This is a genomic window from Streptomyces sp. NPDC002176 (assembly GCF_044903645.1).
GTDB lineage: Bacteria > Actinomycetota > Actinomycetes > Streptomycetales > Streptomycetaceae > Streptomyces.
The window spans coordinates 1368869-1387225 of record NZ_JBJDQW010000001.1 but is presented as its reverse complement, the minus strand read 5'-3'; the positions used below and the strand labels follow the sequence as shown (position 1 = coordinate 1387225).

The following is an 18357-nucleotide window of genomic DNA, read 5'->3' as shown; positions in this document are numbered from 1 at the left end:
AACGAGGTACAGCGGATGTCCATGACCTCGGAGTTCCGGCACACGTCCCGGCGGCCGGAGGAACCGGCCCTGTCCGTGCGGCAGGTGCTCACGCTGGAACGGGTGCTCGCCGGGGAGCCCGAGGTGGTGGCCGGGGCCGACGGGCTCGACCGGGCGGTGCGCTGGGTGCACGTGGCCGAGGCCGCCGACGTGGGCGTGATGCTCACCGGCGGCGAGATGGTGCTCACCACCGGGGTGCTGCTCGCCGGGGACGAGGCCAAGCAGGCCGCGTACATCCAGTCGCTGCACCGCGCGGAGGCCGCCGCCGTCGTCCTCGGACTCGGCCGCGCCTTCCCCACCCCGCCCGAGGTGATGCGCCGGGCCGCCGAACGGTGCGGGCTGCCGCTGGTGGTGCTGCACCGGCCCTTCCCCTTCGCCGAACTCACCGAAGAGGTCCAATCCCGGCTAGTACGACGGAAGTTCGCCGCCGTCAGCCTGTCCGAGGCCGTCCGCACCAGCCTCACCGCGCTGATCACCTCCGGCGCCCCGCTGCAACGGCTGCTGGACGAGGTAGCGCAGCACAGCGGGTGTCCCGTCGTCCTCACCAACCTCGCGCACCGCGTCCTCGCCACAGCGGGGGAGCGACCCGCCGTGGACGACGTGCTGCGCGACTGGGAGCGCATCGCCCGGCAGGCCGGGGGCAGCGAGGGCGACGGCTGGGTCCGCGCGGAGCTGGGCGGCCGCGGGGAGCGCTGGGGCAGGCTGCTGCTGTGCGGGTACCGGGGCGACACGGCCACCGGACGCCTGCTCGCCGACCGGGCCGCCGAGGCGCTGGTGCTGCACCGGATGCTCGGCGGCGCCTCCGGCCGTACCTGGGAGGAGCAGTCCGCGCACGGGCTGCTGACCGACCTCGCCTCCGGGACCGTACCCGCCCGCAACCTGCTGCCCAGGGCGCGCGCGGCCGGACTCCCCGTCAACCGGCGGACGTTCGTGCCGCTCGTGGTGCCCGGCGCCGAGCCCGAGCGGCTCGACCGGGTGCTGCGCACGCTCGGCCTGACCGGACTGGTCGCGGAACTGGCCGACGGCGCCACCGCCGTACTGCTCAGCCTCGCCCGCGACCAGGACGCCGAGGCGCTCACCGCCCGCCTCGCCGCCCGGCTGCGCACCCCCGACCTGCCGGACGCGGTGATCGCCGCCGCCGACCCGCGCACCTGCTGGGACGACGTGCCCGCCGGGCTGCGGGAGGCCCGGCACGTCGCGGACGCCGTCGCCGGGGGAGCCCTCGACCCGCCCCCGGTGGTCCGGCTCCGGGACGTGCATCTGCGCGGGCTGATCCGGCTGCTGCGCGACGACCCCCAGGTGCAGTCCTTCGCCGAACGCGAGCTGGACGGCCTGCTGTGCGGCGGCGAGGGAGAGCTGCTGGACGTGCTGCGCACCTACCTCGCGACCGGCCGCAACAAGTCCCGCACCGCCCAGCTCCACCATGTCTCCCGGCCCGCGCTGTACCGCCGCCTGGAGGCCATACAGACGCGGCTCGGGATCGACCTGGACGACTTCGAACAGGCGGCCTCCGTGCACATCGCACTCCTCGCACACGACGCGCAACAGGGCTGAAACATGCCACGACCTGGGAAAACGGCGGTGAAACATGGCCACGGCACAACGTGACACGGTGGCACGCCCGCACCCCGCAGACGTGACACGCTGCCACTCAAACCGGCCGCGCAACCTTCTTAGGCTCCCCCTACGTCGAGCTAGCCGGAGGTCCCGATGAGCCGAGTGATCCGCGCCGCCCTCTTCCAGACGGCCTGGACGGGCGACAAGGAATCCATGATCCAGGTGCACGAGCAGGCGGCCCGCGACGCCGCCGCCCAGGGCGCCCAAGTCCTCTGCTTCCAGGAGCTGTTCTACGGCCCCTACTTCTGCCAGGTCCAGGACAAGGCGTTCTACGAGTACGCCGAGCAGATCCCCGAGGGCCCCACCGTCCGCCGCTTCCAGGCGCTGGCGAAGGAACTGGGCATCGTCCTGGTGCTGCCCATGTACGAGGAGGAGCAGCCCGGCGTCCTCTACAACACCGCCGCCGTGATCGACGCGGACGGCTCCTACCTCGGCAAGTACCGCAAGACCCACATCCCCCAAGTGCAGGGATTCTGGGAGAAGTTCTACTTCCGTCCGGGCAACAGCGGCTGGCCCGTCTTCGACACCGCCGTCGGCCGGATCGGCGTCTACATCTGCTACGACCGCCACTTCCCGGAAGGCTGGCGGGCGTTGGGCCTCGCCGGAGCCGAGATCGTCTTCAACCCCTCGGCCACCTCACGCGGACTCTCGCGCTACCTCTGGCAGTTGGAGCAGCCCGCGGCGGCCGTCGCCAACGAGTACTTCGTCGGCGCCATCAACCGGGTCGGCGTGGAGGACCTGGGCGACAACGACTTCTACGGCACCACGTACTTCGTGGACCCGGAGGCCCAGTTCGTCGGCGAGGTGGCCAGCGACAAGGAGACCGAACTCGTCGTCCGCGACCTCGACATGGCGAAGCTCCGCGAGGTCCGCGACCGCTGGCAGTTCTACAGGGACCGCGAGCCGGGTGCGTACACGCCACTGACGGCGCCGTAGAAGCACCGGCGATCGGCTTTTTGGGGGCGCGGGGAACTGCGCGACCAGCCACAGCGAACCCGCAGCAGACCACGAAGGAGAGGACCCCATGAGCCGCCGCACGCTCATCCGGAACGGCCTCGTCATCACGGCCTCCGACGAGATCCACGCCGACGTACTGATCGAGGACGGCCGTATCGCCGCCCTGGCCGCCGCAGGCACTTCCGCCGCCGAGGCGTTCACCGCGGACCGGACGATCGACGCCACCGGGAAGTACGTCATCCCGGGCGGCGTCGACGGCCACACCCACATGGAGATGCCGTTCGGCGGAACGTACGCCGCCGACACCTTCGAGACCGGCACCCGCGCCGCCGCCTGGGGCGGCACCACCACGATCGTGGACTTCGCCATCCAGAACGTCGGCGGCACCCTGCGCGAGGGCCTGGACGCCTGGCACCAGAAGGCCGAGGGCAACTGCGCCATCGACTACGGCTTCCACATGATCGTCTCCGATGTGAACCAGGAGACGCTCAAGGAGATGGACCTGCTGGTCGAGGAGGGGGTGACCTCGTTCAAGCAGTTCATGGCCTATCCCGGCGTCTTCTACTCGGACGACGGCCAGATCCTCCGGGCCATGCAGCGGGCCGCCGAGAACGGCGGGCTGATCATGATGCACGCCGAGAACGGCATCGCCATCGACGTCCTGGTCGAGCAGGCCCTCGCCCGCGGCGAGACCGACCCCCGCTACCACGGCGAGGTCCGCAAGGCCCTGCTGGAGGCCGAGGCCACCCACCGCGCGATCAAGCTGGCCCAGGTCGCGGGCGCCCCGCTGTACGTCGTGCACGTCTCCGCGCAGGAGGCGGTGGCCGAGCTGACGCGGGCCCGCGACGAGGGGCTGAACGTCTTCGGCGAAACCTGCCCGCAGTACCTGTTCCTGTCCACCGACAACCTCGCCGAGCCGGACTTCGAGGGCGCCAAGTACGTCTGCAGCACCCCGCTGCGGCCCCAGGAGCACCAGGCCGCCCTGTGGCGGGGCCTGCGCACCAACGACCTCCAGGTGGTCTCCACCGACCACTGCCCGTTCTGCTTCTCGGGCCAGAAGGAGCTGGGCCGGGGCGACTTCTCCAAGATCCCCAACGGCATGCCGGGCGTGGAGAACCGCATGGACCTCCTCCACCAGGCCGTGGTCGACGGCCACATCTCGCGCCGCCGCTGGATCGAGATCGCCTGCGCCACCCCGGCCCGCATGTTCGGCATGTACCCGAAGAAGGGCACCATCGCGCCCGGCGCCGACGCCGACGTGGTGATCTACGACCCGCACGCCGAGCAGGTGATCTCGGCCGAGACGCACCACATGAACGTCGACTACTCGGCGTACGAGGGCAGGCGGATCACCGGCCGGGTCGAGACGGTCCTCTCGCGTGGCGTACCCGTGATCACCGACCGGGAGTACACCGGCCACGCCGGGCACGGCGTCTACACCCCGCGCTCCACCTGTCAGTACCTCAACTAGGACCGGTGCCAATGGACTTCGGACTCGTACTCCAGACCGACCCGCCCGCCTCCCGCGTCATCGACCTGATGAAGCGGGCCGAGCGCAACGGCTTCACCTACGGCTGGACCTTCGACTCGGCCGTGCTCTGGCAGGAGCCGTTCGTCATCTACAGCCAGATCCTGGCCAACACCGACCGGCTCACCGTCGGCCCGATGGTCACCAACCCGGGCACCCGCACCTGGGAGGTCACCGCCTCCACCTTCGCCACCCTCAACGACATGTACGGCAACCGCACGGTGTGCGGCATCGGCCGCGGCGACTCCGCGATGCGCGTCGCGGGCCGCAAGCCCAACACCCTCGCGCGGATCAGCGAGGCCATGAAGGTCATCCGCGCCCTCGGCCGGGGCGAGGAGACCGACCTCGGCGGCACCCCGATCCGCCTGCCCTGGGTGAAGCCGGGCGCCGAACTCCCCGTCTGGATGGCCGCGTACGGGCCGAAGGCGCTGAAGATGACCGGCGAGGAGGCCGACGGCTTCATCCTCCAGCTCGCCGACCTCTACCTCACCGAGTTCATGGTGAAGGCCGTCAAGGACGCCGCCGTCGCCGCGGGCCGGGACCCCGACGAGGTCACCATCTGCGTGGCCGCCCCCGCCTACGTCACCGACGACGACTCGCCCGAGGCGCTCGCCCACGCCCGCGAACAGTGCCGCTGGTTCGGCGGCATGGTCGGCAACCACGTGGCCGACCTGGTCTCCCGCTACGGCGAGCACTCCGCGCAGATCCCCGACGAACTCACCGAGTACATCAAGGCCCGCGAGGGCTACGACTACGCCCACCACGGGCGCAGCGGCAACCCCGACACCCAGTTCGTGCCCGACGAGATCGTGGACCGCTTCTGCCTGATCGGCCCGGTGGAAGCGCACATCGAGAAGCTGAACGCGCTCCGCGCCCTGGGCGTCGACCAGTTCGCGGTGTACGACATGCACGACGCGCAGGAGGCCACCATCGACGCCTACGGCTCGAAGGTCATTCCCGCCGTCAACGCCTGAGCACGGCAGGCGAATCGAACTCCCCCTTCCCGCCTCGCGCGCGGAAGGGGGCCAGGACGCCCGTACGGAACCCTTACGGGACGCACCCCCCCCGCACGGCCTGTCCCGACCCTCCCATCCGATTGGCCTGCACCATGACCGACACAGCAGCCATACCACCCGCCGACCAAGTCACCCTCGCCGACGGCCGGGTGGAGATCGCGCCCGGCACGCCGGTGCCCAGCGGCCCCTACGCCAACGAGGACCTGCTCCCCGTCCCCGCCGCCAAGCGGACCTGGACGACGTACAACTTCTCCGCGCTGTGGGTCGGCATGGCCCACAACACCGCCTCCTGGACGCTGGCTTCGGGCCTGATCGCGGTCGGCATGGACTGGAAACAGGCCGTGTTCACCATCGCGCTGGCCAACCTGATCGTGCTGGTGCCGATGCTGCTCACCGGGCACGCCGGGCCCAAGTACGGCATCCCGTTCCCGGTGTTCGCCCGTGCCTCCTTCGGGGTGCGCGGGGCCAACCTGCCCGCTGTCGTACGGGCGTTGGTGGCGTGCGGCTGGTTCGGCATCCAGACCTGGATCGGCGGCGAGGCCATCTTCTTCCTCGCGGGCAAGCTGATCGGCGACAGCTGGTCCGGCGCCTCGCACATCGGCGGCTACGCCTGGACCATGTGGCTCTCCTTCGCCATCTTCTGGGCGATCCAAGTGGCCATCATCCTGCGGGGCATGGAGACCATCCGCCGCTTCGAGAACTGGGCCGCGCCCTTCGTGCTGGTCGGCGCGTTCGTGATGCTGTGGTGGATGAGCGACCAGGCCGGGGGAGTCGGCCCGCTCTTCGACCAGCCGTCCAAGCTGGGCTGGGGCGGCGACTTCTGGAAGCTGTTCTGGCCCTCCCTGATGGGCATGATCGGCTTCTGGTCCACCCTCTCCCTGAACATCCCCGACTTCACCCGCTACGGCCGCAGCCAGCGCGCCCAGACCCTCGGCCAGGCGTTCGGCCTCCCCACCACCATGACCCTGTTCGCGTTCCTGTCGGTGCTGGTCACCTCGGGTTCGCAGGCGGTGTACGGCGAGCCGGTCTGGGACCCGGTCCAGCTCGCCGCCAAGACCGACAACGTGGTGGGCCTGATCTACGCCCTGGTCACCGTGCTGGTGGCGACCCTCTCCGTGAACATCGCGGCCAACCTGGTCTCCCCGGCCTTCGACTTCTCCAACGTCGCGCCGCGCAAGGTCAGTTTCCGCACCGGCGCCCTGATCACCGCCGTCCTCGCGGTGCTGATCTTCCCGTGGCGGCTGTACTCCGACCCGCAGGGCTACATCTTCACCTGGCTCGGCCTGGTCGGCGGCCTGCTCGGCACGGTCGCGGGCATCCTGGTCGCCGACTACTGGTTCCTGCGCCGCACCCGCCTCGACCTGGCCGACCTGTACCGCGCGGGCGGGCGTTACTGGTACTCGGGCGGCTGGAACTGGCGGGCGGTGGTCGCCTTCGTGGTGGGCGGTGTCCTCGCCGTCGGCGGCGCCGACTTCCACCCGCTGATCGACGGCCGCCCGATCCCCGCCCTCAGCCCGCTGGCGAACTACGGCTGGGCGGTCGGACTCGGCACCTCGCTGGTGCTGTACGTGGTGCTGACGCTGGTGAGCGGCAAGAGGCCCGCGCCCGCGTCGAGTTGATGAGGTGATGGCAGGAGCCCCGGCAGCCGTCACCCGGCCGCCGGGGCTCCGACGTCACTTGGCGCCGCTCCGCAGGGACGCCACCGCGTCCTTGGCCGCCTTGATGGCGCCCTTGTTGATCGTGGACGTGTCCGGGGCCTTCTTGCTCTCGAAGTCGCTGCCGCTGTAGGTGACGACCACCAGGGCGTTGGCGACCCGGGCCAGCACCACACCCTCGCGGGTCTGCTGCTTGTCCTCGGTGGTGAGGTTCACGACGGAGTAGCCGCCGTCACCGAGACCCGGCACGGCTCCGCCGCCGCTCTTCTCGGTGACCCGCTGCTGGTACTCCTTCTCCGCGGCGTCGTCGGTGGCGGCCACCTCGTAGGAGACGTCCAGCCAGCGGTAGTCGTAGCCCTTGAGGGCGTTCCAGGAGCAGGTGCGGCGCAGCCGCGAGTCGGTGGACGGTATCTCCTTGCCCGCCGTCTTCGCGCCGGGCACCAGGGACTTGACGGTGGCCACGGGCACGCCGGTACAGGGCGGGGGCGCGGCGTCGTACGTCTTCGCGGCGGGCGCGGCGGAGGACGCGGCCGGGGCGGCGGAGGCATCCGCGGACGCCTGACTTCCTTGCGCCGAACCGGAGTTGGCGGTGGCGGCGGGACCCGAGCTGAGGGCCCAGCCCGCGACGGCCAGTACGACGACCGGGGACAGACGAGCGGTGAGGGCGAGCGGCAGAGGCAGAGAACTCACGGCGCACTTCTCGTGGGGGAGGGGGTGACGGAAGGGGTCCGCAGGGACGGGGGACGCCAGTCTCACACGAGGGACGCGCGACGCGGAAGCCCGAACTCGCTGTGTACTCGGCCGGTGACGCGGTCCGTGTGCCGAGCGGGCCCGAACCGGCCCGAATCGCCCCGCCGTCCACTCCGCTCCCACGGCCGGAACGGATGGCGTGTGATTGGCATGGACCTGTTGTGAAGGTGCCGCTAGGCTCTGCCCCGCACTGATGAGAGCGCTCTCAGAAATCGGCTGTTCCACCCCCACCTCGTTGGAACGACGAAGGGCAACTCCCCATGAGACGCAAGAAAGTCATGCGCGCCGCCGCGGCCGCACTGCTCATGCTCGGCGGTCTCTCCGCGGCGGGCACCCTCCCCGCCGCCGCGCAGAACGCGGGCGAACCCCTCGCCTCGCAGAGCATGCTGACCGCCATGCAGCACGACTTCGGGCTCACCAAGTCCCAGGCCGAGGCCCGCCTCAAGGCGGAGCGCGCGGCCACCGACCTGGACCCGAAGGCACGCGCCACCGCCGGTGCCGCGTACGGCGGCTCCTGGTTCGACGCCAAGAGCAACCGGCTGACCGTGGCCGTGACCGGCGACGCCTCCGCGAGCGTCCGCCAGAAGCTCCAGGACGCCGGTGCCACCGTCCGCACGGTGGAGCGCAGCGCCCGCGAGCTGGACGCGGCCAAGGCTCGCGTCGACCGCCTCAAGGCCCCCAAGGCAGTGACCAGTTGGCGCGCCGACCCGAGCGCCGGGTCCGTCGTGATCGACGTGGTCCGCTCCAAGGCCGCGGACAACGATGTCCAGCGCTTCCTGGCGAGCGCCCGCCAGGCGGGCCCCGTCACCGTCAACAAGGTCGCCGAATCGGTGAGCACCCTCGCGGCCGGTACGGTCGGCGGAGACCCGTACTACACGGGCAACGTCCGCTGTTCCATCGGCTTCTCGGTGTACGGCGGCTTCGTCACCGCCGGTCACTGCGGCCAGCCGTCCTCGGCCGTGTACGGCTGGGACCGGTCCTACGTCGGCAACTTCCAGGGCTCGTCGTTCCCCGACAACGACTACGCCTGGGTCAACGTGGGCAGCGGCTGGTGGACCGTACCGGTCGTGCTCGGCTGGGGCACCGTCTCCGACCAGCTGGTGCGCGGCTCCAACGTCGCGCCGCCCGGCACCTCCATCTGCCGGTCCGGCTCGACCAGCCACTGGCACTGCGGCAACGTCCTCGCGCTGAACGAGACCGTCAACTACAGCCAGGGCGCGGTGCATCAGATGACCAAGACCAGCGTCTGCGCCGAACCCGGTGACTCCGGCGGCTCGTTCATCAGCGGCGACCAGGCCCAGGGCGTCACCTCCGGCGGCTGGGGCAACTGCTCCAGCGGCGGCGAGACCTGGTTCCAGCCGATCAACGAGATCCTGGGCCGGTACGGGCTGACGCTGCACACCGCCTGAGTTCCGCTCTCGCACGACGGCCCCGCGGGCGCGCTTGCTCGCGGGGCCTTCTCGTGTGCTGCCTCTTGCTTCCGCCAGGGCGAAACACGTTGCATCCTGCATGAGTTACCGGGCGCGTAAGCCCGTGCGCAGTGGAGCCCGTGCAGAGAAAGAGGCCGTATGTTCACCACCCGTCCCACCCTCCAGGGCACCTTCGGCATGGTGTCCAGCACCCACTGGCTGGCCTCGCAGTCGGCCCTGGCCGTGCTGGAGGACGGCGGCAACGCCTTCGACGCGGCCGTGGCGGGCGCGTTCGTCCTGCACGTCGTGGAGCCCCACCTGAACGGCCCGGCGGGCGAGGTGCCCATCCTGCTCGCCCCCGCCGACGGCGAGGTACGGGTGCTGTGCGGGCAGGGCGTCGCCCCGGCGGGCGCCACGGTCGCGCACTACCGGGCCCTCGGACTGGACCTCGTACCCGGCACCGGCCCCCTGGCGGCCGCCGTGCCCGGCGCCTTCGACGCCTGGCTGCTGCTTCTGCGCGACCACGGCACCAAACCTCTGGACGAGGTGCTGAAGTACGCCATCGGGTACGCGGAGCACGGCCACCCGCCCGTGGAGAACGTCACCGCGACCGTGGAGAGCGTGCGGGAGCTGTTCGAGACCGAGTGGACCAGCTCGGCCGAGGTGTACCTGCCCGGCGGCCACGCACCCCGCCCCGGTGAGCTGCTCCGCAATCCCGCCCTCGCCGCGACCTGGAAGCGCCTGCTGGCCGAGACGGCGGGCGCGGGCGACCGGGAGGCCCGTATCGACGCCGCGCGCGCGGTGTGGCGTACGGGCTTCATCGCCGAGGCCCTGCTCCGCCAGTCCCGCCGCGCCACGCTGGACTCCAGCGGCTCGCGTCACACCGGCACCCTGACCGAGACCGACCTCGCGGACTGGACGGCCACGTACGAGGCTCCGGCCACGTACGACTGGAACGGCTGGACCCTCTGCAAGGCGGGCCCCTGGAGCCAGGGCCCGACCCTCCTCCAGCAGCTCGCCCTGCTCCCGGCCGAGCTCCCGGCGTACGGCAGTGCCGACTACGTCCACCTGCTGATCGAGGGCTGCAAGCTCGCCATGGCCGACCGTGAGGCGTGGTACGGCGACGCGGACGAGGTACCGCTCACCGAGCTGCTGTCGGCGGAGTACAACACCGGGCGGCGGGGCCTGGTCGGCGCCGACGCCTCCTGGGAGCTGCGGCCGGGGAGCCCCGGCGGGCGTACGGTCCGGCTGCCGACGCTCGCGCACGCGCGCGTGCCGGGCGACGCGGTGGGGGTGGGCGAGCCCACGGTGGCCATGGCGGCCGAGCCCCGCGTGAGCCCCGACGGCACCACGCGCGGGGACACCTGTCACCTCGACGTGGTCGACCGCTGGGGCAACATGATCGCCGCCACGCCCAGCGGCGGCTGGCTGCAGTCCAACCCGGTCGTGCCCGAACTGGGCTTCCCGCTCGGCACCCGGCTCCAGATGACCTGGCTGGAGGAGGGCCTGCCGAACACGCTGACGCCGGGCCGCCGCCCCCGTACGACGCTCTCCCCGTCGCTCGCCCTCCGGGACGGCGTGCCGGTGCTGGCCTTCGGCACCCCCGGCGGCGACCAGCAGGACCAGTGGCAGACGCACTTCTTCCTGGCGGCGGCCCTGCGCGCACCGGTCCGGGGCGGCCTCGACCTCCAGGGCGCCATCGACGCCCCGAACTGGCACAACGACGGTTTCCCCAGCTCGTTCTACCCGCGCGGTCAGCGGCCCGGCAGCGTGACCGTCGAGTCCCGCATGCCGGAGGAGGTCGTGGCGGAGCTGCGCCGCCGGGGGCATGACATCACCGTGGGGGGCGCCTGGACGGAGGGGCGGCTGTGCGCGGTCGCCCGTGACCCGGCCAGCGGCGTGCTGTCTGCGGCGGCCAATGCGCGCGGCATGCAGGGGTACGCGGTGGGCCGGTGAGCGCTCGGGCTGGGCGGGCGGCCCGGGTGACGGAGTGGTCCGGCTGGCCGTGCGACTGGGCGTTGCCGAGCGGCCGGGGCCTGGAAGAGCGGCCGGGCTTGGACGAGCGGCTCGGCTGATCGAGCGGTCCGGCTGGTCGAGCGGCCCGGCTCACCTGCGGGCCGGGAGGTTATCCACAGCCGGGAGGGGGATGTCGGCGGACCGTGGTCTCATGGACACATGATCGACGACACCGGAACCATCGAGGAGTTTCTCGCCCACCACTCCGCCGACGTGGAGGAGGCGATCCGCAAGGCCGCGGCCACCGAGATCCTGCCCCGCTTCCGCCGCCTCGCCGAGCACGAGGTGGACCAGAAGAGCGGGCCGCACGACCTGGTGACCGACGCCGACCGGCTCGCCGAGCGGTATCTCACCGAGGAGCTGAGCCGCCTGCTGCCAGGCTCCGTCGTGGTCGGAGAGGAGGCCGTGCACGCGAACCCGGCGACGTACGACGCCATCCGGGGCGACGCACCGGTGTGGATCATCGACCCGGTCGACGGCACCCGCCAGTTCGTGCACGGCAACGACGGCTTCTGCACCCTGGTCGCGCTCGCCCACCGGGGCACCGTGCTGGCCTCCTGGACGTACGCGCCGGTCCGGGACCAGTTCGCCACCGCCGTGCGCGGCAAGGGCGCCTTCCTGGACGGGGAGCGCCTGTTCGCGGGGCCGCCCGGGCCGGGCCGGGATCTGGCGGTCGCCGTTTCGCACCCGGACTACACCACCGAGGAACAGAAGCGTGCCCTGCGCGCCCTGTGGACCGACGGGGTGGCTCCGCGTTCCTGCGGCTCGGCGGGCCTGGAGTACCTGGCGATAGCGCGGGGCGAGACCGATGCCGTGGCCTTCTCTTGGGAGGCCGCCTGGGACCACGCGGCGGGCCTGCTGCTGGTGGAGGAGGCGGGCGGCGCCCACCTCACCCTCACCGGGGAGCCCTTCCGGATAACCGGCGGTAACGCGCTGCCGTTCACCGCCGCCCGCGACGCCACCACGGCCCGCCAGGTCGGGGAACTGCTGCGCACCGGGTGACGGGAGCGGCCGGGGCGTCGCTGGTGCCCCGGCCTATGCTGATCCGAGTTGCCATCGGCTGACGAGGGGGTCGGAAGGTGCCGTCGATGCTGGACGCGGTCGTGGTGGGAGCGGGGCCGAATGGGCTGACCGCCGCCGTGGAGCTGGCCCGCCGGGGCTTCTCCGTGGCCGTCTTCGAGGCGCGGTCCACCGTGGGCGGGGGCGCCCGCACCGAGGAACTGACACTGCCCGGCTTCCGGCACGACCCCTGCTCGGCCGCGCATCCCCTGGGCGTCAACTCACCCGCGTTCCGCGCGATGCCACTGGAGCGGTACGGGCTGCGCTGGCTGCACCCCGAGCTGCCCATGGCCCACCCGTTCCTGGACGGCAGCGCGGCGGTGCTGGCCCGCTCAGTCGCCGAGACCGCAGCCTCCTTCGGCCCGCGCGACGCAGGGGCGTACCGCCGCCTGATCACCCCGTTCCTGCACCACTGGGACACGCTGCTGCGGGACTTCATGTCCCTCCCGCTGACGGCGCTGCCCCGCGACCCACTCACGTTGGCCCGCTTCGGCCTGGCCGGCCTGCCGCCCGCCACGGCCCTGATGAGCCGCTTCCACGACGAGCGCTTCAAGGCCCTCTTCTCCGGCCTGGTAGCCCACACGATCGCCCCGCTGAGCGGCTTCGCCACCAGCGCGATCGGCCTGGTCTTCGCCCTGGCCGCACACGCACGGGGCTGGCCGGTACCGCAGGGCGGCTCCCAGTCGATCTCGGACGCCCTGACGGGGTACCTGCTCGACCTGGGCGGCACGGTGCACACCGACTACGAGGTCAAACGCCTGGACGACCTCCCACCGGCCCGCGCCTACATCTTCGACACCTCACCCACGGCCCTGGCCCGCATCGCAGGCTTCGGCGCTTACTACGACGGCTACCGCTACGGCCCCAGCGTCTTCAAGATCGACTACGCCCTGGACGGCCCCGTCCCCTGGACCGCCCCCGAGGCACGCGTAGCGGGCACGGTCCAGCTGGGCGCGAACAAGGCCGAGATCGCCCGAGCCCTACGCGCCGCGTCCCGCGAGAACCGCGCCCCCGACCCCCCGTTCCTGATCACGGTCCAGCCCAGCGTGGCCGACCCCACCCGCGCCCCCGAGGGCAAGCAGGTCTTCTGGGTCTACGGCCACGTCCCGAACGGTTGGCAGGGCGACCTGACGGAAGCGATCGAACGCCAACTGGAGCGCTTCGCACCGGACTTCCGAGACCGAGTCCTAGCCCGCGCGACAGCAGGCCCACCCGAACTGGCGGCCCGCAACGCCAACTACATCGGCGGCGACATCGCCTGCGGCGCGGTGGACGGCCTCCAACTGTTGTTGCGCCCCCGCCCCACCCTCTTCCCCTACCGCACCCCCCACCCCGCCGTCTTCCTCTGCTCCTCCGCGACTCCCCCCGGCGCCGGGGTACACGGCATGTCGGGCCACAACGCGGCGAAGGAAGTCTGGAGAAGGCTGAGGCAACGATGACCACGATCACCCTCGTCCAGGGCGACATCACCGAGCAGCGCGTCGACGCGATCGTCAACGCGGCGAACTCGTCCTTGCTGGGCGGAGGAGGTGTGGACGGCGCGATCCACCGCCGCGGCGGCCCTGCCATTTTGGAAGCCTGCCGCGACCTCCGCGCCTCCCACTACGGCGGCGGCCTCCCCACGGGCGAGGCGGTGGCCACGACGGCAGGGGATCTTCCGGCGGAGTGGGTGATCCACACGGTGGGCCCGGTGTGGCAGGGACCCGGCTCCGATCCGGCCTTGCTGGCGTCCTGTTATCGGGAGTCGCTGCGGGTGGCGGATGAGCTGGGGGCACGGTCGGTCGCGTTTCCGGCGGTCTCGACGGGGGTGTATCGGTGGCCGGTGGAGGAGGCGGCCCGGGTCGCGGTGGAGACGGTGCGGTCGGCTGATACGGGGGTGGAGGAGGTGCGGTTCGTGTTGTTCGACGGGGGGACGTTTGGGGTGTTCGAGGGGGTGGCGGGGTGAGCGGAGTCGGCCGGCTGATGGGCCAAGCGGCTATTGTGCGGGCCAGTTCAGCTTGATTGCGAAGACCGTGTCCTCGCCGAGCCCGCAACAGCCGACGGCCCGCCAAAACTGGGTTTCGGCGGGCCGTCTGAGAGCGAGACTTTTGGACTCAGTACGAACAGATCAGCACAGACAGGGATCCGTGGTCCAGCCCAGGCCGGTCACGTCTTGGTCCCGCAGCGCACCGGAGTATGCCTGCACCTCGTCCACATCGCCGTGGAGGTACTCGCCCCAGCCGTCACCGGCTTTGCCCCGGCCGATCTGGAGGGCACCGGTGCTGTGCCAGCCGTTGGGCAGGCTCGCGGTCGCCTTGTCGTTCGTGTACCCGTCGAGGTAAAGCTTGATCGTGTCGGTCCCGTCGTCGTAGATCACGGCGAGTCGATGACCCTGCCCCGCGCCGCCGTCCGCGCCCGTGATCTGGGATACCACTCTCTCGGGGGCTCCGACCTCGTCCTTCTCCGGCATCACCAGTTGCCAGCTGCGCGTGGACGGCTCGTAGCGGACCTTGAACGCTTCGGTGTGCTCGCCTGCCTGGGAGAGCACTGTCATCGGGTGGGTCGGCTCGGAGTCCGCGAGGCGGACGACGAGGCCGATGGTGAAACTGTCCCCGGTGTCCACGACGGGCCCGTCAGCAGCGGCGTACCCGGTCTCGCCGTCCAGGCGCAGATGCCCGTCGCCGGAGAGCGGCGGCGGTACGTAGGTGCAGTCGGGGTCGAGTTCGGGGATGCAGGAATTGTCCGAGCCGCGGTAGATCGACGCTCCTGCGCCGAGCCGCAGCGGGGCGCCGTCCGACTGCTCGGGACTCACGCCGTCCGCCGCGTTCTCCAGCGACCAGTGGCCGAGTAGCTTCGGCTTGCGCCCTCCCAGTTCGGCTGCCTCGTCCGGCACCACGACCCGGTCGTGGACCTGTACATCACCGATGTCACCGTGCCACCGGTCACGATAGCCGGTAGTCCCGCGGGCACGTCCGATCTGGAACGCGCCGGCCGTCGCGGCGGGTTTCGCCTCTGCCGCGGTGCCGACCTCATGGCCGTTGACGTACAACCGCGCACGACCTGTTTCCGCGTCGTACAGCCCCAACAGGTGGGCCCACTCGCCGGTCTCGGGCGCGCCACCGGACACCCGCGCGCCCGCGATCGCGAACGACCAGACGGGGCCGGGATCCTGGCTGCGAAGCCCGAGGCTGAAGCCGGGCTTCCCGTCCGCGTCCTGGCTGGCGACGGTCATGTTCCGGCCGGTTTCGGCGGGCCGTACCCAGGCGCTCACGGCGAAGGTCTTGCTGATGTCGGTGGCCGGCGCGTCAGGGGTGAGGAAGCCGTGGCCGCTGCCGTCAAGGCTGACGGTGGCGGTGGCTCCGGTACCCGCGGGCGCGGGGCCACCGAAGGTCACGCCGGTACCGGCACGTGCCTCGGCGCCCACCTCGGCGGAGGCCGAACGTGAGCCTGCCGGGTCGTCCAGCTTCCAGCGGGCCACAGGGGCACGCCCGACCTTCACGTTGAAGTCGTACGACGACTCGCCGCTGCTCCGGCCCGACCGGTCGATCGCGCGGACCGTCAGCGACTTGGGCCCTGAAGTGAGCGGCAGGTACGGAATGGTCGCGGCCGCGCCCGGCCACTCCGCGGAGACGGTCCCGTAAGGGCCTCCCATGAAGCCGTACGTGTACGACACCACGTCGTCGGAAGGCGAGTCCATGGTGAAGTGGCCGTAGACGCCCACCCCGTCCACCCAGAACACCGTGTCGGGGTTGGGATACTCGGGGGAGCTGATCGTCGCCTTCTCGGGGTTCACGTCGTCGTACACGAACGAGCAGACCGAGCCGTTGCCCTCATCGCTCCATGCGGAGGTTGCCTTGCCGTCGTTCGCGCGGACATGCCAGGACACGACCGTGTTGGCCGGGATGTCGGTCGGCATCGTCCAGTAGAAACGCGACCCCGACGACAAGGTGCTAGTGGTGTAGGTGCGGCGCTGCTCCACTCCCGCTGCGTCCGTCCACCACGCTTCGAACTCCCCGGTGAGCGGGCTGAATTCGCTGGGCTGGTTGTCCTCTTCGGGGTCGTACAACATGGCGCTGAGCCTCGGCGGCTGCGGCACGTATGACGTGTCGTCGCCCGTTGCGCAGGCCTTGCTCTGCGTCTGGAGATCCTGGACGAGCGGCTGCTTCGGCGGCAGGTTGTCCACCGCGTGCGCCGTACCGGCAGCCGCGGTCAGTAGCGCAACAGCGCAGCTCCCCACCACCATCCGTCTGCGTCTGCCTGTCCTTCCGAACATGGTCAAGCGGCCCTCCCCTGTGCAGCTTTGAAGCTCGTGGATCACACGAGTCGCATGAAACTAACAGAGGCCACTGACATCGCCGAAGAGGATTTTCCCTTCACTTGTGGGTGGGGGCGGATAGCCCCGGCGCCCCCCAAAGCACCTGGCCCGACACCGGACAGCTTCACACCTGCCAAAGTTTTGGGGGCAGCCTCGATCGGCCGAGCACGATGTCCGGCTGGCGTACTAGAAGCTGAAGGGCAACTCCCGCGCCCGTTGCCGAGCCTGAGCCCGTAGCTCCTTCAAGCGGCTGTGGAACGCGTTGCGGCGATTCTGATCGAGGTTCAGCGGGGGGCGAGTCGGGAGATGAGCTGTGACTCCACCAGCAAAAAGCCCTCCCCGACGCAAGGGCAGAGAAGTGCGCCCCCGGCAGGACTCGAACCTGCGGCCAAGCGCTTAGAAGGCGCTCGGTGGGTTGAGCGTCGCATCGCCGCTGACCTGGTCGATTCTCGTGCAGCCCGCGCCACCGGCTGACCTTCGACTCCTATTCGACAGGGCCTCACTTACTCATAGACGGCCGCGGCTCGCAGAGCGCGCGCGAAGAACGCCCAGTCACCGTTGGGCGGCACCTCCTGGCCGGTATTGCGGTACCAGCCATCCGAGTCATCGATCCATGCCGCCAAGGCGTCGAGGAAGCTCGGAAGGTCCGCGTTCTCCCACGAGTCCCCACCTTCGGCGTAACTCCGACGCAGAGAACGTACGAGCGCCGCCAGGTCCTCTTTGCTCTCGACGTGATCAGCGGCGGTCATGCGATCGGGATCTCGTAGACGATCTCGCAGTGCGCCGCGGGCACGACGATGTCCGCCGTCTCCACGGGCCGCCCTTGGTCGCTGTAGTACGTCCGCCTGATGTGCGTGACGAGCGCGGCCTTCTGGATGCCGAGTAGCGACGCCTCCTCGGCGGTCGCCTGCCTCGGCTCCGGCTGCTCCACCGCGTGGCTGACCGTGATGCCGATTGCGGCCATACGGTTCACGACGCCCGAGCCCGCGTGCGGCCCTCCCTCGGGAAGGACGACAAGGGTGCCAGCGGTGAGGTCGTACGGCTCCCAGCTCGTGGACAGTTGGACGGGCCTGCCGTCCGCGAGGAACTCGTACGTCGTCCGTACGCACAACGCGCCCTCGTCGACCCCCAGCCGCGCCGCGATCTCCGCGGGGGCCGGCACCTTGGCGTCCGTCCGGCTCTCCCAGTCGCCCTGCCTGCCGACGGCCTTCATGTCCGCCCGGAACGGCGAGCCCGTGGGCTGCTCCCGCGCGGAAGACCGTACGACCCGCACGCGCCGCCGGGGTTCGGCGACGTACGTGCCCGAACCGGCGCGGCCCTCCAGCACTCCCTGGGAGATCAGCAACTCCTGCGCCCGGCGCACCACGTTCTCGCCCACGCCGTACTCCTGGCCGATCTGAGCACGGGACGGCAGGCGGTCTCCCGGCTCCCACACACGTTCCGCGATCCGGCGCCTCAGCTCATCGGCGATGCGGAGGTACGGCGGTTGCTCAGACATATGGAAAATCTAGTCCACTAGCCCTAACCTAGTTAACTAGCTTCACTGAAAGTGATCGCCGGTGACGGAGGCTGCCCTGTGCCCGCTTCGGGAGTTAGCGCGGAGGGCATCGCCGCCCGGCTGTCCGCCCTCGGATTTCTCACGCGAGTGGAGGAACATCCCCGGCACACGACGGTCGAAGCGGAGATGCCAGACGACGTCTCCGCCGAGACATGGCGAGAGGTCCTGGACGCGGTGTCTGCGGCCGACCAATTCGGCCTCCTCGCCACCAGCTTGAACGCCCGCACCCTCTGGGCGGTCGTACGCAAAGCGGTCCCCACGACGGGCGATGTCGGGGGACCGAGCCATCAGCGATAGGAGCTGAGCAGCGTGCTCAACCGTATCCGCCGTGCCCTTTCCCTATCTAGGGTGCGGACCTCGACCAAGGGCAGGCATCGCCGCCCCTTACGGCCCTCGACCCCTGCGGTCGAAGCCTTCTCCGCCGTGCCCACCGACGCATCGACCGTCGTCCTACGTCGG

At 70.9% G+C, this 18357-nt stretch carries 16 protein-coding genes and 1 tRNA gene; 12 read left to right on the top strand and 5 right to left on the bottom strand.

Annotated elements, in window-relative coordinates:
* Window positions 1-15: 15 nt before the first annotated feature.
* From ACI2LY_RS06245 to ACI2LY_RS06225, 5 genes are all read left to right on the top strand, one after another.
* Entirely contained in the window at window positions 16-1593 is a 1578-nt protein-coding gene (locus tag ACI2LY_RS06245) for a PucR family transcriptional regulator (protein WP_404706113.1), read from the top strand.
* Between the two features lie 156 nt (window positions 1594-1749).
* Window positions 1750-2592: a nitrilase-related carbon-nitrogen hydrolase gene (locus tag ACI2LY_RS06240; protein ID WP_135786177.1), complete on the top strand. Its 843-nt coding sequence runs from the start codon at window positions 1750-1752 to the stop codon at window positions 2590-2592.
* Window positions 2593-2680: 88 nt separating this feature from the next.
* Window positions 2681-4084 (top strand): dihydropyrimidinase, encoded by a 1404-nt coding sequence (hydA, locus tag ACI2LY_RS06235; RefSeq protein WP_404706112.1) that lies wholly within the window; start codon window positions 2681-2683, stop codon window positions 4082-4084.
* A gap of 11 nt (window positions 4085-4095) precedes the next feature.
* A complete protein-coding gene (locus tag ACI2LY_RS06230) occupies window positions 4096-5115 on the top strand; it encodes a TIGR03842 family LLM class F420-dependent oxidoreductase (RefSeq protein ID WP_404706111.1) in 1020 nt (339 codons plus the stop codon).
* A 134-nt stretch (window positions 5116-5249) separates the two neighbouring features.
* Window positions 5250-6776, top strand: coding sequence for an NCS1 family nucleobase:cation symporter-1 (locus ACI2LY_RS06225; RefSeq protein ID WP_404706110.1), 1527 nt, complete (start codon window positions 5250-5252; stop codon window positions 6774-6776).
* Window positions 6777-6830: 54 nt separating this feature from the next.
* Here ACI2LY_RS06225 and ACI2LY_RS06220 read toward each other — a convergent pair whose 3' ends face one another.
* Window positions 6831-7502: a hypothetical protein gene (locus ACI2LY_RS06220; RefSeq protein ID WP_404706109.1), complete on the bottom strand. Its 672-nt coding sequence runs from the start codon at window positions 7500-7502 to the stop codon at window positions 6831-6833.
* A 320-nt stretch (window positions 7503-7822) separates the two neighbouring features.
* On the opposite strand from ACI2LY_RS06220, the gene ACI2LY_RS06215 reads away from it, so the two are divergent.
* From ACI2LY_RS06215 to ACI2LY_RS06190, 6 genes are all read left to right on the top strand, one after another.
* Window positions 7823-8971, top strand: coding sequence for an alpha-lytic protease prodomain-containing protein (locus ACI2LY_RS06215; protein WP_404706108.1), 1149 nt, complete (start codon window positions 7823-7825; stop codon window positions 8969-8971).
* A 159-nt stretch (window positions 8972-9130) separates the two neighbouring features.
* Window positions 9131-10927, top strand: a complete 1797-nt coding sequence (locus ACI2LY_RS06210) for a gamma-glutamyltransferase family protein (RefSeq protein WP_404706107.1) — start codon at window positions 9131-9133, stop codon at window positions 10925-10927.
* Window positions 10924-11046, top strand: coding sequence for a hypothetical protein (locus tag ACI2LY_RS06205; protein WP_404706106.1), 123 nt, complete (start codon window positions 10924-10926; stop codon window positions 11044-11046). Before ACI2LY_RS06210 ends, ACI2LY_RS06205 begins: the two co-directional genes overlap by 4 nt.
* A 100-nt stretch (window positions 11047-11146) precedes the next feature.
* Entirely contained in the window at window positions 11147-11989 is an 843-nt protein-coding gene (locus ACI2LY_RS06200) for an inositol monophosphatase family protein (RefSeq protein ID WP_393911638.1), read from the top strand.
* A 77-nt stretch (window positions 11990-12066) separates the two neighbouring features.
* Window positions 12067-13485: a phytoene desaturase family protein gene (locus tag ACI2LY_RS06195; protein ID WP_404706105.1), complete on the top strand. Its 1419-nt coding sequence runs from the start codon at window positions 12067-12069 to the stop codon at window positions 13483-13485.
* Window positions 13482-13991: an O-acetyl-ADP-ribose deacetylase gene (locus tag ACI2LY_RS06190; RefSeq protein ID WP_404706104.1), complete on the top strand. Its 510-nt coding sequence runs from the start codon at window positions 13482-13484 to the stop codon at window positions 13989-13991. The genes ACI2LY_RS06195 and ACI2LY_RS06190 overlap by 4 nt, the downstream gene beginning before the upstream one ends.
* Window positions 13992-14153: 162 nt before the next feature.
* On the opposite strand, the gene ACI2LY_RS06185 is transcribed toward ACI2LY_RS06190, so the two are convergent.
* The 4 genes from ACI2LY_RS06185 to ACI2LY_RS06170 form a co-directional block, all read right to left on the bottom strand.
* The gene (locus ACI2LY_RS06185) at window positions 14154-16268 is read right to left on the bottom strand and encodes a LamG domain-containing protein (protein ID WP_404706490.1); all 2115 of its coding nucleotides are present in this window, start codon (window positions 16266-16268) and stop codon (window positions 14154-14156) included.
* 436 nt (window positions 16269-16704) lie between these two features.
* Window positions 16705-16780: transfer RNA gene (locus ACI2LY_RS06180), tRNA-Arg, on the bottom strand.
* Between the two features lie 63 nt (window positions 16781-16843).
* On the bottom strand, window positions 16844-17089 hold the full coding sequence (locus ACI2LY_RS06175; protein WP_404706103.1) for a hypothetical protein: 246 nt from the start codon (window positions 17087-17089) through the stop codon (window positions 16844-16846).
* Entirely contained in the window at window positions 17086-17838 is a 753-nt protein-coding gene (locus ACI2LY_RS06170; RefSeq protein ID WP_404706102.1) for a GntR family transcriptional regulator, read from the bottom strand. The genes ACI2LY_RS06175 and ACI2LY_RS06170 overlap by 4 nt, the downstream gene beginning before the upstream one ends.
* 78 nt (window positions 17839-17916) lie before the next feature.
* Between ACI2LY_RS06170 and ACI2LY_RS06165 the strand changes: the two genes are divergently transcribed.
* A complete protein-coding gene (locus tag ACI2LY_RS06165) occupies window positions 17917-18195 on the top strand; it encodes a hypothetical protein (RefSeq protein WP_404706489.1) in 279 nt (92 codons plus the stop codon).
* Window positions 18196-18357 lie beyond the last annotated feature (162 nt).